Annotated in this window: 9 protein-coding genes; all 9 read right to left on the reverse strand. The window is 62.2% G+C overall.

Annotated features, from left to right (window positions below; translation table 11 throughout):
* Window positions 1–141: 141 nt before the first annotated feature.
* Window positions 142–1,005 carry a carbohydrate ABC transporter permease gene (locus RBB29_RS14835; RefSeq protein WP_306114456.1) on the reverse strand — a complete coding sequence of 288 codons (864 nt, stop codon included), beginning with the start codon at window positions 1,003–1,005 and terminating at the stop codon, window positions 142–144.
* The gene (locus tag RBB29_RS14840; protein ID WP_306114457.1) at window positions 1,002–2,078 is read right to left on the reverse strand and encodes an ABC transporter ATP-binding protein; all 1,077 of its coding nucleotides are present in this window, start codon (window positions 2,076–2,078) and stop codon (window positions 1,002–1,004) included. The genes RBB29_RS14835 and RBB29_RS14840 overlap by 4 nt, the downstream gene beginning before the upstream one ends.
* Window positions 2,078–3,154: an ABC transporter ATP-binding protein gene (locus RBB29_RS14845; RefSeq protein WP_306114458.1), complete on the reverse strand. Its 1,077-nt coding sequence runs from the start codon at window positions 3,152–3,154 to the stop codon at window positions 2,078–2,080. The genes RBB29_RS14840 and RBB29_RS14845 overlap by 1 nt, the downstream gene beginning before the upstream one ends.
* A 107-nt stretch (window positions 3,155–3,261) precedes the next feature.
* The gene (locus RBB29_RS14850) at window positions 3,262–5,001 is read right to left on the reverse strand and encodes an ABC transporter substrate-binding protein (protein ID WP_306114459.1); all 1,740 of its coding nucleotides are present in this window, start codon (window positions 4,999–5,001) and stop codon (window positions 3,262–3,264) included.
* Window positions 5,002–5,102: 101 nt separating this feature from the next.
* Complete coding sequence (locus RBB29_RS14855) at window positions 5,103–6,857, reverse strand: Mur ligase family protein (protein WP_306114460.1); 1,755 nt, start codon at window positions 6,855–6,857, stop codon at window positions 5,103–5,105.
* A 12-nt stretch (window positions 6,858–6,869) separates the two neighbouring features.
* Window positions 6,870–9,674, reverse strand: coding sequence for a cyanophycin synthetase (cphA, locus tag RBB29_RS14860; protein ID WP_306114461.1), 2,805 nt, complete (start codon window positions 9,672–9,674; stop codon window positions 6,870–6,872).
* 43 nt (window positions 9,675–9,717) lie between these two features.
* Window positions 9,718–10,590, reverse strand: a complete 873-nt coding sequence (locus RBB29_RS14865; RefSeq protein WP_306114462.1) for a cyanophycinase — start codon at window positions 10,588–10,590, stop codon at window positions 9,718–9,720.
* A 125-nt stretch (window positions 10,591–10,715) separates the two neighbouring features.
* Entirely contained in the window at window positions 10,716–14,156 is a 3,441-nt protein-coding gene (locus RBB29_RS14870; protein ID WP_306114463.1) for a translocation/assembly module TamB domain-containing protein, read from the reverse strand.
* Window positions 14,156–15,955: an autotransporter assembly complex family protein gene (locus tag RBB29_RS14875; RefSeq protein WP_306114464.1), complete on the reverse strand. Its 1,800-nt coding sequence runs from the start codon at window positions 15,953–15,955 to the stop codon at window positions 14,156–14,158. The genes RBB29_RS14870 and RBB29_RS14875 overlap by 1 nt, the downstream gene beginning before the upstream one ends.
* Window positions 15,956–16,074 lie beyond the last annotated feature (119 nt).

The following is a 16,074-nucleotide window of genomic DNA, read 5'->3' on the forward strand; positions in this document are numbered from 1 at the left end:
CAGGACCGCCGTGCCAAGGCGTGCAAGCGAAGCCTTCAAAACGGTTGTTGCAAAATGCCCTCCCGTGGGGGAGGTCGGGCATGGCGCAGGCGCGCCGGTTGCGCCCAATGTCGACGTTCTCGCGATATCCGAAAGCTGCCATCATTTCGCGTCATCCTTCGTCATCAACGTGTAGAAGAGCCAACTGACCAGCAGCGTGATCGCGAAATATATGAGCGACATCGCCGCCGCCGGGCCCAGATCGAACTGTCCAAGCGCGATCTTCACCAGGTCAATGGACAGTAGCGTCGTTGAGTTGCCGGGGCCGCCGCCGGTCAGCACGAAAGGCTCGGTATAGATGTTGAAACTGTCCATGAAGCGCAGAAGGATCGCGATCGTCAGGACGGTTTTCATCTTCGGAAGCTGAATATAACGGAAGACCGACCAGGCACTCGCCCCGTCGATCTTGGCCGCCTGATAGTAAGCGTCGGGGATCGACACGAGCCCCGCATAGCTCAGCAGCACCACCAGCGAGGTCCAATGCCAGACATCCATCGTGATGATCGTGACCCAGGCCGCGAGCGGGTTTTGCGTCATGTCATAGGGGATGCCCAGGGTGTGGTTCATGAGATACCCAAGCAACCCGATATCCGGCAGCGCAAAGATATTCCACATTGCGCCCACCACGTTCCACGGGATCAACATCGGCAGCGCCATGGTGACGAGGCAGACCGGCACCCACATGCCCTGGCGCGGCATGGATAGCGCAATGATGATGCCCAAAGGCACCTCGATCGCGAGGATGATGCCCGTGAAGAGGAACTGTCGCCCAAGTGCCGCGTGGAACCGCTCGGAGTTCAGAAGTTCCTCGAACCAGCGCAGCCCTTCGAAGAAAAACACGTTGTTTCCAAAGGTTTCCTGCACCGAATAGTTGACCACCGTCATCATCGGAATGAGCGCGTTGAACGCCACGAGCAGCAGCACCGGCAGCACAAAGAACCATGCCTTCTGGTTTTCCGTCTTCATGCCCCCGCCCTTTCCGTGGCCAGCCAACCGTCGCGATAGACGCGGGTGTGTTCCTGCGCGAAGGACAGGTGTATTGCGTCGCCCTGCCCCGGTACCGCCCCGCTGCTGACCGCTTTGACCAGCGTGTCACCAACCATCGCGTCGATCACGCTGTGCCGGCCCACATCGGCCACCTTGCGTACGGTCGCGGGCAGTCCCGCATCGCTCAAACGCACGAATTCGGGGCGAATGCCGATCTCAACACCCGCGGCCCCCGGCGCGATGGCCCCTTCGACATCGACCTTGTGACCGTCGAAAAACGCCGCCCCGTCACGGATCTCCGCTGGCAGAACATTCATCCCCGGCGAGCCGATGAAATGCCCCACGAAGGTGTGTGTCGGTCGCTCAAAGAGTTCCACCGGTGTGCCGATCTGCACTATCTCGCCCTCCTGCATCACGACCACCTGATCGGCAAAGGTCAGGGCCTCTGTCTGATCGTGGGTGACATAGATCATTGTAGCGCGAACTTTCTGGTGTAGTTCCTTGAGTTTGCTTCGCAATTTCCATTTCAGGTGTGGGTCAATCACCGTCAGGGGCTCATCGAACATCACCACGTTGACGTCATCGCGCACCAATCCGCGGCCCATCGAGATCTTCTGCTTGTTATCCGGCGACAGGTTCGCCGCGCGGGTGGTCAGCATCTCGGTCACTTCGAGCATCTCGGCGATCTCATGCACCCGGGACGTCACGGTCGCCTCCTCCACACCCCGGTTTCGGAGCGGAAAGGCCAGGTTGTCGAAAACGCTCATCGTGTCGTAGATCACCGGGAACTGGAACACCTGTGCGATGTTGCGCTGATTGGGCGGCAGGTCGGTGACGTCCCGGTCATCAAATAGGATGCGTCCTTCGGACGGTGTCAGAAGCCCCGAGATGATGTTCAAAAGCGTCGATTTCCCGCATCCCGACGGCCCCAAAAGCGCATAAGCGCCGCCATCAGACCAATCGAGGTCAATCTCCTTGAGCGCGTAATCTTCTGGCGCCGAAGGGTTCGGGTAATAGCTGTGCCGGAGTTTCGAGAGCGTGATCTTGGCCATCAATCCGCCCCCCGCGACACAAGCTGACCATCCGGCGCAAAGTAGAAACACGCCTCGGGATCAAGATAGAACGCATGATCCTCGCCGACCTCGAAGGGATGCACCCCATGGGCCAGAGACACCCAATCGGCGGTTTGCATCTGAAAATGTGCGCTGCTTTCCGACCCGCTGAGTTCGGTCACAAGCACCCTGCCCGTCAGTTCGACGTCGAATTGCGCCGATTTGACGGGCGCGACGTGGTGCGGCCGTACCGCAATCGTGTAGGCACCATCGGCCAGACCTGCCGCGGCCCCGCCCACCTTCCAGGATACCGTGTCGCCCATATGGACCCGATTGCCCTTCTTTTGCACTTTGGAGGTGTTGATCGGTGGATCGGAAAACACCCGAGCGGCCATCAGCGACTGCGGCTGGCGGTAAATCTCGGCGGTGGGGCCGAATTGCACGACGCGGCCGTCATCCATCAACCCGGTCATGCCGCCTAGAAGCAACGCTTCTTCGGGCTCGGAGGTAGCATAGACCACCACGGCCCCCCGGCCCGCGAAAAGCTCCGGCAGTTGTTCGCGTAATTCCTCGCGCAGCTTGTAGTCGAGATTGGCCAGCGGCTCGTCGAGAAAAACCGCGCGGCTTTCCTTGGCAATGGCGCGGGCCAAGGCGGTCCGCTGCTGCTGCCCGCCCGAAAGCTCATGCGGACGGCGGTTCAACATCGGGCGCAATTGCAGAATGTCGGCGGCCTCTTCCACACGCCCCTGGATCTCGGATTTCGGCATCCCTGCCACCTTGAGCGGCGATGCTATGTTATCGAACACTGTCATATGCGGGTAGTTCACGAAAAACTGGTGCACGAGGCTGATATTGCGCTTCTGCGTGTTGAGGCGCGTCACATCCTGCCCGTCCATCAGGATTTGCCCGTCGGCGATCGGATCAAGCCCCGCCATCATCTTGATGAGCGACGTCTTGCCCGCCCCGGTTTCCCCCAAAAGCACGTTGAAATGGCCGGTTTCCAGCACCATCGACGTGGGTTTGATATGGACCTGTCCGGCGACTTCTTTTGTGATGTTTCTTAATTCTACGGTCATCTTGGCCCTTGCCGATCACCCTTTCGGCGTATTCAGGATGGCCGGGGCCCTTGCGACCCCGGCCAGTAAAGCGCCACACCCCTGCGGCGCCTCACAGGAAGCTCAGCTTATTGCGCGGCCCAGCGGGCAACAAGCTCGTCATAATTGACGGTCTGGCCTTGCGGCTTCTCGTTGTCGAGCTTGGCTTTTGGCGATCCCGGCTGCGACAGCCAGTATTCCGGGTCCTTCTCTTCGTTGAGACGCGGACCGCAGCCACCGTAGACCTCGGCGCCCTCATCGGCCGCCTGCATCCGGGACATGGTGATGTCCATCTCTTCGGCGAGACGGTCCATCGCCTCTTGCGGCGTAAAGGCGCCCGAGTTCACGTCACCGATCTGCTGCCACCAGATCTGCGCGAGCTTGGGATAATCCGGCACGTTCACACCGGTGGGCGACCATGCCACCCGGTCGGGCGAGCGATAGAACTCGACCAGACCGCCGAGTTTCGGCGCGCGTTCGGTGAACGATTCGTGATTGACCGAGCTGTCGCGGATGAAGGTCAGACCCACATGGGATTTCTTCACATCGACGGTCTTGGAGGTCACGAACTGCGCATAGAGCCACGCAGCCTGCGCGCGATCAGACGGCGTAGATTTCAAGAAGGTCCAGGACCCCACATCCTGATATCCAACCTTCTGACCTTCTTCCCAGTAAGGTCCGTGCGGGCTGGGCGCCATCCGCCAGAGCGGGTTGCCGTCACCATCGACGGTGTTGTTGCCTTCGGATTGCGGCTTGACCATGTCGGCGGTGAAAGCCGTGTACCAGAAGATTTGCTGCGCCACGTTGCCCTGGCTCAGCGCCGGGAGCGACTGGTAGAAGTCATAGCTGGCGGCACCGGGCGGTGCGTAGTTGCGGAGCCATTCGTCCCATTTGCGGATCGCATAGACCGCCGCAGGACCATTGGCCGCCCCGCCGCGCGAAACGCTTGCACCCACCGGGTTGCAGGTGCCCGCTTCCATACGGATGCCCCATTCATCGACAGGGATGCCGTTCGGCTCGCCCTTGTCGCCGGCACCGGCCATGGACAGCCATGCGTCGGTCATCCGCCAGCCGAGGTCGGGCGCGCGTTTGCCGTAATCCATGTGGCCATAGATTGTCGTGCCATCGACTTCCTTCACGTCATTGGTGAAGAACTCGGCGATGTCCTCATAGGCCGACCAGTTGACCGGTACGCCGAGGTCATAGCCGTATTTCTCTTTGAACGCCGCCTGCAGGTCTTCGCGGTCGAACCAGTCCTTGCGGAACCAGTAGAGGTTGGCGAATTGCTGATCCGGCAGTTGATAGAGCTTGCCATCAGGGCCGGTGGTGAACTGGCTGCCCATGAAATCATCAAGGTCCAGCGTCGGCGATGTGGTCGCCGCCCAATCGCCTGCCATCTGATCGGTCAGGTTATAGGCCAGTTGCAGGCGCGAATGGGTGCCGATGAGATCACTGTCGTTGACATAGCCATCGTAAAGGTTCCGCCCGGTCTGCATCTGCGTCTGGACGGCCTGGACCACTTCGCCCTCGCCCAGGATCTGGTGGTTGACCTTGATCCCGGTGATTTCCTCGAACGCCTTGGTAAGCACGTCGGATTCATACGAATGTGTCGGAATGCCTTCGGACAGGACGTTGATTTCCATCCCGGCATATGGCTCAGCCGCGTTGATGAACCATTGCATTTCGCCCATCTGCTCGTCTTTCGACAGAACCGATGGCTGGAATTCCTGGTCAATCCATTTCTGCGCCGCCGCTTCATCGGCCTTGGCTGCACCTGACGCCGCAATAACGGCAGACGCGGCAACCGCGCCCAGCAGATACCTACGCATCTTTTCTCCTCCCATGTATTTTTGTGCCGGGACAACCCGACCAACTCAGTGTTGTCAGGAATCCAGCGATTTGCAAACTAAATTTTTAGTAGAACGATCCGCTACCCATCTTCACCGCGCAAAACCCGAAAAACGGCCTCGCGTTCCGACAGGATGAGCAACAGCGCGACGTCACCCGGTTCGATGATTTCCATCACTTTTTCAGTACCTTCCACCGGGGAGTTCGCCTTGATCACGCGCTCCTCCGGCATTCCCTTTGCCGCGCAGGTATCGACGATCAAACGGGTCACCTCCCCGGCCTCGCGCCCGCGAAGGTAATCCTCCAACTCGGCGGCAACGACGTAATCCGGCACCAGCCCAAGGGCGGTTTCCGTCACATCGCGGATATCCTGATCCGAGCGGTCGCCGGCATGGCTGAGCAATACGAAACGCCGTTTGGCCCGGATACCGCTGACGGTTTCTGCCACCGCGGCAATGGAATGCGGGTTATGCGCAAAGTCGACGAAGACCCGAGCGCCGTTCACGTCGAATTCGTTGAAACGGCCGGGGTTGTCGGTCGGATCACTTTGAAACCCTGTCAGACCCTTGCCGATATCGCTGGCCGCGATGCCCATGGCGTGAGACACGAGTGTAGCTGCAAGCGCATTGCGGACGTTGTGCCGGGCAGCGCCGTCCACGGTAATCGGAACATCGACCACATCGGCAATGTGCTGTTCCACGCTTCCGTCGAAGAGAACAAGCGCACCCGCCTCTTCCCAGGCACAGGGCATGCCGACCTTGCGTGCCGCATCAAGCAACGGGTTCTGCCGGTCAAGTGAGAACCACCAAATGGGCGCCTCGGTTCGTGCGGCTTCGGCCCGGACATAGGCATCATCGGCGTTCAACACCAAAGCCCCATCATCGGCCAGGGCACGGTGCACCGCGAATTTTGCACGGGCCAGTTCCTCGACCGTGTTGACGCCATATTGCCCGAGGTGATCGGCCGCCACGTTGGTCACGACCGCGACCCGCGCTTTGCGCGTCGCCAGCCCCCGCCGCAGGATCCCGCCGCGGGCCACTTCGAGATAGGCCACCTCCAACCGCTTGTCCCGCAGAAGAAGCCGTGCGCCGCCCGGGCCGGAATAATCCCCGCGGTCAAGCACGTCCTCGCCCACGCGCACGAAATCGGTCGAGGTCAGCCCGGAAACTTTCCCCGCCGCCTTGGCAACCGCGGCACAAAGACGGGTTGTGGTGGTCTTGCCGTTGGTGCCAGTGATGAGGGCAATCGGCACGTTGTAATGGGCGGGCCAATCGACCGCCTCGGGATCAGGGATTTCGGCAATCGGCCAGGTGCGCGACCCGGCGCCATGCCCCACGGAAACCTCGTCATCATCGCAAAGCACGTCGACGCCATGCGCCACACCAGCCTCGATCAGGCGGAGCAGCGCGGGATTGGCTTCGCGCGCCATGACATCGCGCAGATCCGCGATCATGCGGTCGAAATCACCCGCCGGCGCGCCGAGCAACTCCGCCGCGATGAAGTGCCATGCGGTCTCGGCGGCAAAGATCGCGGAATAGAGCTGATCCATCGGGGCGGAAATCGCTAGGTTGAGGCCGTCTTCAAAGGCCCGGTCTGTGATCTGCTCTTGCTGCCAGCCGATGGCGTCCAGCACGCGGCGCGCCTGCTTCCGCCACAGTTCGGCGATGCGGTCCGGATCAAACCCCTTGTGATGCACCTCGAGGATGGCGCCGGGGTGATCCCACATAACCCCGGGCCCGGTCAGGCGGCGGCTGTCTTCGAGGCGGAGGCGGTCGCTTGACGCGCATTCAATGCTCAGGGCGTCTTCGATGTCGGGCATGTCGTGCATGTCGGTCATCGGACTGCCCCCTCAATCCCCATCCTCATCGGTGTTGCGCGCAAGCCGCACTCCGCGCTCATCACGGATCAACTCTTCATCGCCGCCAAGAAAATCCTCCTGCGGGGACACGACCGGCGGCGCGGTCGGAGTGGGTGTCGGCGCGGGGGCTTCGCCTTCTTCCGACTGGAAGTAGATCACCTGTTTCCAGCACCGCGCGCTGTCATCCCCCAGAATGACCAGAAGATCGCCATCTTCGGCCATGTTGAGCCCGTGATCGACCGCTTCGACCTCGTCGGGGATGACCGAGACCGCGGCATCTTCGACACCATGCCGCTTCAGACCCTCGCGCAGCATCTGCGGGATCTCATCATGGCCCCTGCCCCGGCGGTTATCATCGGCCTTGCAGATGTAATGGTTGAAATGCCCAGCCAGTTTCTCGGCCGCATCGGCCACGTCCTGATCGCGCCGGTCGCCGGGCATGGACATGACGACGATGCGCTTGCCCGCCACGTCCAGCCGGTCCGACAGGTCGGCAATCGCGGCAATCGCGGCCGGGTTATGGGCATAGTCGAGAATGACCTTGAAGGGATGTTCGTCGAACACGTTGGTCCGCCCCGGCGCCTGGAAATAGCTGGTGTCAAAGGTCCGGAGCCCGTGGCGGATATTGTCGAGATCAACATCGAAGCAGAAGGCCATGGCCGTGGCGAACATCGCATTCTGCACGTTGTAAAGCGCCTTGCCCTCCAGCGTTGCCGGCACCAGGTGCGACCAAAGGACGGGCATATGCGTACCATTGTGATAGATGGTGATCATCTCGCCATTCATCGCCTTTTCCAGCACGACCGCCATGCCACCTGCCTGGATATGTTCTTTGACCAGGGCATGGTTCGAGTTCATCGTCACGTAGCAGATCGCATCGGCATTGGCGTAGTCCGCCATGCGCAGGCAGTTGATGTCGTCGGCATTGAGCACCACCGTATCGCGGGCGGATTCGACCACGACCCGTTTGACCACGGCGAGTTCCTCGACCGTGTTGATGCCGCGCAAGCCCAAGTGATCGGCGGACACGTTCAGGCAGGCCGCCACGTTCGAGCGTTGATACCCGAGGCCGCTGCGCACCAGACCACCGCGCGCGGTCTCCATCACCGCGAAATCGACCGACGGGTCACGCAGCACGATCTGCGCCGAGGTCGGACCGGTCATGTCGCCCTTCACGCTCAGTTTGCCATCGACATAGACCCCGTCGGTCGAAGTCATGCCGACGATCTTGCCGCTGGTCTTCATGATGTGGCCCAGCATGCGCGATGTGGTGGTCTTGCCGTTGGTGCCGGTGATCGCCGCAATCGGGATGCGCTTTTCCGACCCCACCGGGAACAGCATGTCCATCACCGCACCCGAGACATCGCGCGGCGTCCCCTCAGAGGGCGCGACGTGCATCCGGAACCCCGGCGCGGCGTTCACCTCGACTATCGCGCCGCCAATATCCTTGTAGGAGCGCGTGATGTCGTCGATCAGGAAATCGACCCCGCCCACGTCAAGGCCCACGGCCATGATTGCGCGTTCCGCCATGTCGCGGTTGTCGGGGTGGACCACGTCGGTCATGTCGATGGCCGTGCCGCCGGTCGAGAGGTTCGCGGTCGAGCGTAGGTAGAGGATTTGCCCATCGTCCAGCACGGTATCTTCGGTAACACCGGCATCTTCCATCAGGCGTTTGGCCTGGTTATCCAGTTCCAGATTAGTCAGGACCTTTTCATGGCCGATGCCGCGGCGCGGATCGCTGTTTACCTGGTCGATCAGCTGCGTGATCGTCTGTTTACCATCCCCCACCACATGGCCCGGGACACGCTTAGCGACGGCCACGAGCTTGTTGTTCACCACCAGCATCCGGTGGTCGAACCCGGTGATGAAGCTCTCCACCAGGATCGCGCGGCTTTTGGAATGTTCCTTGGCCTCGGCAAAGCCGGTTTCGACCTGGTTGTCTTCGGTGAGGTTGATCGACACGCCGCGCCCGTGATTGGCGTCGAGCGGTTTGACCACCACCGGATACCCGATCCGCTGCGCCGCGCGCACGGCCTCGCGGGGATTGTAGACCATGCGCTGCTGCGGCACAGGCAGGCCGAGATCGTTCAGGAGGTTATGCGTGTCCTCCTTGTCGCAGGAGATCTCCACCGCGATATGGCGTGTCTGCGACGTGATGGTCGCCTGAATGCGCTGTTGGTACTTGCCGTGGCCGAACTGGACCAGCGAGTAGTCATTGAGCCGAAGCCAGGGGATATCGCGCTCTTCGGCGGCCTTGACCAGCGATCCGGTGGAGGGGCCGAATTCCTTGCGCTGCGCCCGCAACACGAAACTGCGCAACTCCTCTTCCCAGTCGAATTCCGGGGCGAACTCATAGTCCACCTGCGCCTTCAGACTGTCCGGCAAGAGGTGCATCAGAAGCCGCAGCGCCAGTTTCCCCGCCGCCAGCCCGACATCGCGCTGCCGGTACTGATAGACCATGTTGTAGTGTCCCGGCTCGCCTGTGCCACGGGTCCGGCCAAAGGTCACGTCGGTCCCCGCTACGCCTTGGATCTCCAGCGCGCAATGTTCCATGACGTGGCCCATCCAGGTGCCTTCATCCTCGCGCAGACGCCGGATGAAGCCACCCGGTTCCCGGTAGGAGCAACCATGTTCGTCCAATCCCGGCAGAGCCGCAACCAAGCCGTCGATGAATTCCGGCCCGATCCGCGCCGAGGGCCACTCCTCCAGCACGCCCAGATCGACAACATGGCGAATGACCGGAAACCCGGCCCAGACATTGGGCCCCACAAAGACGTTGGTCGAAACGATTTTCATGATTAGCTCCCTTTTATGTTCTTATTGGCAGTCCCTGCGTGATTTACCCTCCACCCCCGGCGGAGACAGGCAGGCTGCAGAAATGTGCGTGTTTGTCGGGCGGATAGGCCTGACGCGCGTTCAGATCATAACGACATCCCTCGCCCAGAACGTCAATGCGCAGGCCCAGAAGGCTGATCGCCTGACCCTCGGATGCCTCCCACATGGACGAATGGGTCAATTGACTGGCATCGACGACGGTGACGGTGCCGCTGCCGACGACTTCGAAGACGTTATCCGGCCCGATGAAGGCGGCGGTGTCCTCGTCAATCCCGAGGCCGATCAGGAAGGGATTATAGGACGACGCGGTCAACAGACGCCCAAGGCGGTTGCGCTGCGTGAAATGCTGGTCAATGATCACGGCGTTCGTGAGGCCCATGCCGGGCGCGAGGCTGATATTGCCCTCTGCCGGGGCGCTGTTGCCGGGACCGCCCGCGACCATATGTTCCGACATGATCGACGCGCCCGCCGATGTTCCCGCGACCGGGACGCCCGCCGCATTGCGCCGCCGGATTTTCTGCGCCACGAGCGTGCCACCGATGATGGTCGAGAGGCGCAGTTGATTGCCGCCGGTCATGAAAATCCCCGTGGCGCGGTCGATCATCTCCGCGAATTGCGGATTGTCGCAGTCGGCCCGGCGCGCGATCGGCAGGAATTCGACCTTGCCCGCGCCCAGTTCGGTGAAGATACGGTTGTAATCGGGGCCGGTCGCGTCCAGCTGCGACGCCGTCGGGATCACCACGATATCGGCATCCTTGCCGCCGGACATGTCAACGAACCGGCGGTGAATGTGCATGTCCTTTTCGCGATCTTCGCCCCCGCCGATGGGAATGATGAAACCGCGTTGGCCGTGATCGGGAATGGGCGCTGGACACATACTTGTCGTTCTCGTCGTCAGGTATTTCACCCCGGCGAAAGATCACCGGGTGCAGAGCGCCCAGTCAAATGACCAATGCGGGCGGGGTCAACACCAAAGCGGCAGAAAAAGCGCACCAAAGTCCGTCAATAATCCTTTTCGAAGAAAATTCCGAGCCCCGTGCCACCATCTGCGCCCAAAGAGCCGCGCAGCTTGGTGCGCCGCGACAGGTCGATGTTGAGGTTGACCTCGCTGTTCTGATCGTCGCCGATCTGTACGTCGGTGTAGATATTGTCGCTGATATATTTTCCGACGCCGACGGTGGTTTCGCCATCTCCGTCGGAGGTGACGCTCAGATCGTCAAGGCCGGTGGATTCGCGCAGGCGTTCGGCAAGGCTTGTGCCGCCACGGCCCGCCAGCGTCGCCACGGCGGAGGCAAGCTGCAGCGCCTGGAACGCCGACAGAGACCCCAGGTCGCGGCCAAAGAGCAATCGCGCCAGGATCTCATCCTCGGGCAATGACGGGTCCGAGACAAAACTCACATCCGGTGCGTCGGCGCGCCCTTCGATTATAACCCGCACGACCGTGTCGTCATCGCTGACCGTGCTGGCAACCAGCCGCAATCCTGGGACGAAGTCGCCCTGGAGCCGGGCGCTGCCTTCATCGAGGTTCAGCCGTTTGCCCAGGATATCCAACCGCCCCCGGATCAGGTCAAACCCGCCGATGGGGATGATGTTAGCCGTCGTGCCGGTGACGCGGAAACGCCCGCCCAACTCGGCATCAAGGCCCCGCCCCCGTACAAACACCCGGTTGTCGGCGGCAATAAGCACGTTGAGGCCGATGGCGATGCCACCGGAAGTGTCGGCCTCGGCCTGATCCTCGATCAGCCCAGCAACCCGGCGGGTGCGCCTGACGTCGCCCGGCTCGTTGATATGCTTGATCTCGGGGATGTGGCCCACGCCCAAACCGGTGGACGGGACACGCACCTCGGTATTGTCGAGGGTGATCTGCCCCGCAATGTTGAGGTTCCCCGGCGCGGTGCCTGTCACCTGCAACCCGCCACGTGCCATCGTCTCGAAAAGTTTGGGGTCGCGAAGCGTTACATCGAGGATGTTGATCCCGATATTCGTTCGGTAGGGCGCCTGGGTGCCGACCTGCCCCGCCACGGCCAGCCGCCCGCCCGTTGCCAGACTGGCGTTGGTCTTGATGTCAGCTTGTGACCCCGAGAGGGTGATCACCGTGTCGATGTCCGACAGCGTCGTCTGCACCGATGGCAGGTTCAACCTTGTCCCGGACGTGCTTAGCCGTCCCGTGATCGAGGACACCGCCAGCGGCCCGTCAAGCCGCAGATCGAATTGCGCCATGCCCTGGATCGCATTCGGGCTGATCCGCCGGTTCGCGAGTGCCAGTGGCAGGGTGCCGTCGATCTCAAGGTCGGCGCGGCTTGCATCCGCCCTGACCTGACCCGCAATGGCAAAGGTGCTGCCCCCCGGCCCCTCGCCCGTTGTTTCGACATTCCAGTTCTCACCTGCCTGGCGCAGTTCCGCCACGAATTCCGCGCTTCCGGGCAGGTCAGGCAACAGGGCGCTGACATTCCCGATCCGGCCGGAGAGCTTGGCGCTCGGCTCGCCACCGTCCGGCACCGCAAGCCGGCCCTTGGCGGCGAATTGAAACGGCCCGGTCCCGTCGAGGTCGATCAGCCACCCAGTGTCGTGCCGCGTCGCTTCCCCCGACAATTCGACGGGTCCCGCGATCCCGGCCACAAGCCGTTCCAGATCATCAAGCGCCGTCTGAAACTCGAAATTGGTCTGCTCGGAATTGATGAACCCATTCACCGCTGCCTCGACCGCCGCTGTATCTAGCGTCGCCGAGCGCAGGACAACACCGTCTTCGTCCCGCTTGGCCGAAACAGAAAGCGTGCTTTCACCGGCGAGCATCGGATCGACCTTCTCGATCCCGGCGCCCAGATCGGTGCCGGTCGCGTCAAGGTCGAGATCAAAAGCACCGGTCAGAAGTGCGGCCTGCCCCTTCACCCGTGCGTCAATCGAACCAGACAAAGGTTGGCCCGCCAGGCCGGAGAAGCGTTCGATATCCTCGACCTGCGCCTCCAGCGTGCCGTCATAAAGGATCGCGGTCTCCAGGCCGTCAACGGTCCCAGATCCCGAAAGCGCCATCCCCTCTCCGGTGAGGGTGATGTCCTGCAGGGTGATCGGCTTCCCTTCCCGCCAGGTGATATCGCCAACCAGAGTAAAGGCATCACCGAGGGCGCGCGACAGGGCTTCATCCGACAAGGTGATGCCACGCACCCCGCTATCGAGGCGTGCGGTCACTGCGCGTCCATCCGCGTTTTCGATTGTCCCGCTCGCCGCGATGGTGGCGTCATCAATCTCCAGATCCGGGCGTTCAAGATCGTCGATCTCGGTCCTGAGGATCCAGGCATCCCCTTCGCTCGCGTCGAAAAGCGCCTTGATCTCGGCACGGCGCAGTTTTGTGGGCGGCCCTGAGATTGGCAGTGTCACCATGTCCTGCGCCGGGTCTTCCAGGAGGCCGTCGAGTTCGAAACGCTCGGGCAGACCGTCGGCAGAGATGTCGAGGCTGCCTTCAAGCAGCAAAGCCGCCGCCTGCAACGTCAGCTTTTCAAGGCTGACGCGGCCATCGGGGAAAAGCTGCACCAGCGAATTCAGCGCCACATCATTGCCGAAAAACGGCTGATAGGCCGGGGCGAAAAGCGGCGCGAGATCCCCGGCGAGGTCCACTGAGACGATCCGCGGCAGATCCTGTTCTTCGACCGCGGGGTTGGCATCGGCGCTGACGACCTGCGTACTGACCCGGCCGGTTAGGCGGTCCTCGCCCGCGCTCTTCAACGCGATCTCTGCCACGAAGGCATCAATCGGTGCGTCCCCCTTGACCGACAGCTCAAGCGCCGGGCGCCCCGGGAGGTCCAGCAGGGTCGCGGTGATGCCATCCTCGGCCTCGTCCAGAAGCAGATCTAGCACCAGTTGCCGTGTGGCGTTGGCATAGCTGCCCGCCAGGTTGAAGACACCGCGCGGCCCGTCCCTGCGCGTAATGGTCAGGTCCGCCTGCCCTTCGCCCTCCGCGAGCGACACCGCGCCGTCGACCGAAAGCGTGATCGCTTGCCCGAGAAAATCCGGACCCAACGTCACCTCTTCGGCAAGCAGCGACTTGATCTCGATGCTGACGGGCAGTTCGGGGAGCGAAAACCCTGTTGCGGCTTCGGGTGATGCCGGTTCGTCCGACACCGGCAGTCGTGCCACGTCGATGCGGCCTGCGGAAATCTGCGTGACGTTGATCCGGCCCCGCAGGATTGACGCGCGGTTCCAGTCGAGCACCGCGTCCTCCAGCGTCAGCCAGACACCATCGGCATCCGCCACGGTCAGGCGGTCCATGCTGACCCGAGAACTCAGCGCACCCTTGAACCCGTCGATGCGCACCTCGCGGCCAAGACCCGAAAGCGCGTCCTGCAGGTACCGGACAATCCGGCCTTTATCCTCTTCAGCGGTTTCCTCTTGCGCGGCGGCACCGGTCAGGCCCGCGAAAAACAGGAAGATTATGAGACACCAACGCATCAGAATGCCTGTCCTATCCCAATGTAAAACTCGAACCCGGACGTGTCCGGGCCGCTCACCGGGACCGCGACGTCAAATCGGATCGGGCCGAAGGCGGTCTTGTAGCGCACGCCCAGTCCCGCCCCGCTATGCCAGTCGCCGCTGTCGTCCGGGAAGCTGTTACGGCCAATGTATCCCACATCATAGAACAGAACACCGCCGAAGTTCTTGGTGACCGGGAAGCGCGTCTCGCCTGCGATCCCGATGAACGACCGCCCGCCGGTGCGCGCGGTACCTGTACGGATCGAAAGCGATTGATAGGATTGTCCGCGCACCGTGCCGCTGCCACCGGACAGAAAAAGCAGATCCGACGGCGTTCCCGCCAGCGAGGAGCCGATGATGGTGCCAAACTGCAGCCGCGTGGCCAGCACGATCTCGCTATCGCCAAGGGTCCGGTATCCGCGCGCATCAAGATAGCCGCGTGCGCCTTTCTCACTGCCGTCGAGGCCGTAATAGGGCAGCCCCTCCATCGAGAGATAAAATCCCTCGGTCGCGTCAAGTTCGCTGTCGCGCTTGTCCCAGGTGATCGAGAAAGGCAGCGTCAGGTGCGTGAACGTCCGGCTGCCCAGCTCATCGGTCACGTCGGAATAGCGATACCCAAGGCCGATCCGGCCCTCGAGCTCTTCGGAGTAATAATGGCTAATGCCCGCGCCCACGGTGACCTGGTCGGAGTTGAACAGCTCTTCGTCCAATTGCTCGACCTCGATCAGCGCATAGAGATCCGTGTCGGAATCGAAGGTCGAAGGGCGGGTCAGGCTGATCCGCAGGGTGGTGTCGACCCCTTCGGTGTCACCGCCAAGCCCCGCAACCTCGGTCTCGATCCGGAGACGTTCGGCGCCGCCAAAGAGGTTGCGATGCATCCAGTAGCCCGAAAGCGTCAGCCCCTCGATGGATTCGATCTCGGCCCCGAAGCCGAACCGCCGCGGCTTGGCATCGGTGAGTTCCAGGTCGATATCCAGGTTGCCCTCCGGCGTAAGCTCGTCGGCCTCGCGGATGGTAACCGCGCTGAACGCCCCGGTGCGGCGCAACCGTTTCGCCGCGCGTTCAAGCTCGACCGGATCAAACGGTTTGCCCCGGGGAATACCGGCAATCCGGCGGATGCGATCAGGCCGGACGTTGCTTTCGTTCGGGACATTGACCTTGCCGAAAGTGGCCGCCCGGCCCGGATCGAGACGCAGGTCGACATTAAGTTGCGCCCTGGCATGATCCGCGGTGATCGACTGGCGCGCCACCCGCGCCTTGGCATAACTCCGGTCGCGCCAGGCATCTATCCCGGCCTCGGCGGCATCGCTGATCACGCCGACGCTTGCGGGCTCGCCCGGGCGAAAGCCATCCGGCAGTTCGGTATCGGGATCAAGCGGCCCAATCCTGGCGCGCCCTAGGCGAAAGGCAGGACCGGTGTCGATCAGGATCAGCACCTGCCTTACCGACGCAAGCCGCGCCAGCGGTGGGATATCCGCCGCCTCGCGCCCGTCGATCAGGATCTTGATCACGGGGCCGAAATACCCCCGTGCATAAAGCGCCGACACCAATGTCCCGTAATCGGCTTGCGCGGCCGCCAGAATATCAAGCGGCTGCGTCACCTCTTCGCGCTTGGCGGTCATGACGAGCGATGTTTGCGACAGGCTTTCGCGCAGCGGCTCGTCCTCGCGGGTCAGTTGCAGAGCCGCCTCAAATGCCCAGGCTGCGCCGAACTGACAAAGGAAGACTATGGCCAGTCCAAGCCGAACCCCGACAAGGCGCAAAACTCTGTAAATCATAAGCAGCCCGTTCCGGCAGTTCCGACACCCACACACCGCCAATCGCGCTGCGCAATGACGGTCCACCTGCCAAACTAGGACAAGCGCCGGGGGGCGTCCATGTCCGAGTTGCGGGTTTC

Source organism: Roseovarius sp. MMSF_3359 (genome assembly GCF_030733385.1).
Taxonomy (GTDB): Bacteria; Pseudomonadota; Alphaproteobacteria; order Rhodobacterales; family Rhodobacteraceae; genus Roseovarius.

Excerpts from the sequence above, each read along its gene's own strand:
- RBB29_RS14835 (WP_306114456.1), bottom strand. The coding sequence starts at position 1,005 with ATGAAGACGGAAAACCAGAAGGCATGGTTCTTTGTGCTGCCGGTGCTG.
- RBB29_RS14840 (WP_306114457.1), bottom strand. The coding sequence starts at position 2,078 with ATGGCCAAGATCACGCTCTCGAAACTCCGGCACAGCTATTACCCGAAC.
- RBB29_RS14845 (WP_306114458.1), bottom strand. The coding sequence starts at position 3,154 with ATGACCGTAGAATTAAGAAACATCACAAAAGAAGTCGCCGGACAGGTC.
- RBB29_RS14850 (WP_306114459.1), bottom strand. The coding sequence starts at position 5,001 with ATGCGTAGGTATCTGCTGGGCGCGGTTGCCGCGTCTGCCGTTATTGCG.
- RBB29_RS14855 (WP_306114460.1), bottom strand. The coding sequence starts at position 6,857 with ATGACCGACATGCACGACATGCCCGACATCGAAGACGCCCTGAGCATT.
- cphA (WP_306114461.1), bottom strand. The coding sequence starts at position 9,674 with ATGAAAATCGTTTCGACCAACGTCTTTGTGGGGCCCAATGTCTGGGCC.
- RBB29_RS14865 (WP_306114462.1), bottom strand. The coding sequence starts at position 10,590 with ATGTGTCCAGCGCCCATTCCCGATCACGGCCAACGCGGTTTCATCATT.
- RBB29_RS14870 (WP_306114463.1), bottom strand. The coding sequence starts at position 14,156 with ATGCGTTGGTGTCTCATAATCTTCCTGTTTTTCGCGGGCCTGACCGGT.
- RBB29_RS14875 (WP_306114464.1), bottom strand. The coding sequence starts at position 15,955 with ATGATTTACAGAGTTTTGCGCCTTGTCGGGGTTCGGCTTGGACTGGCC.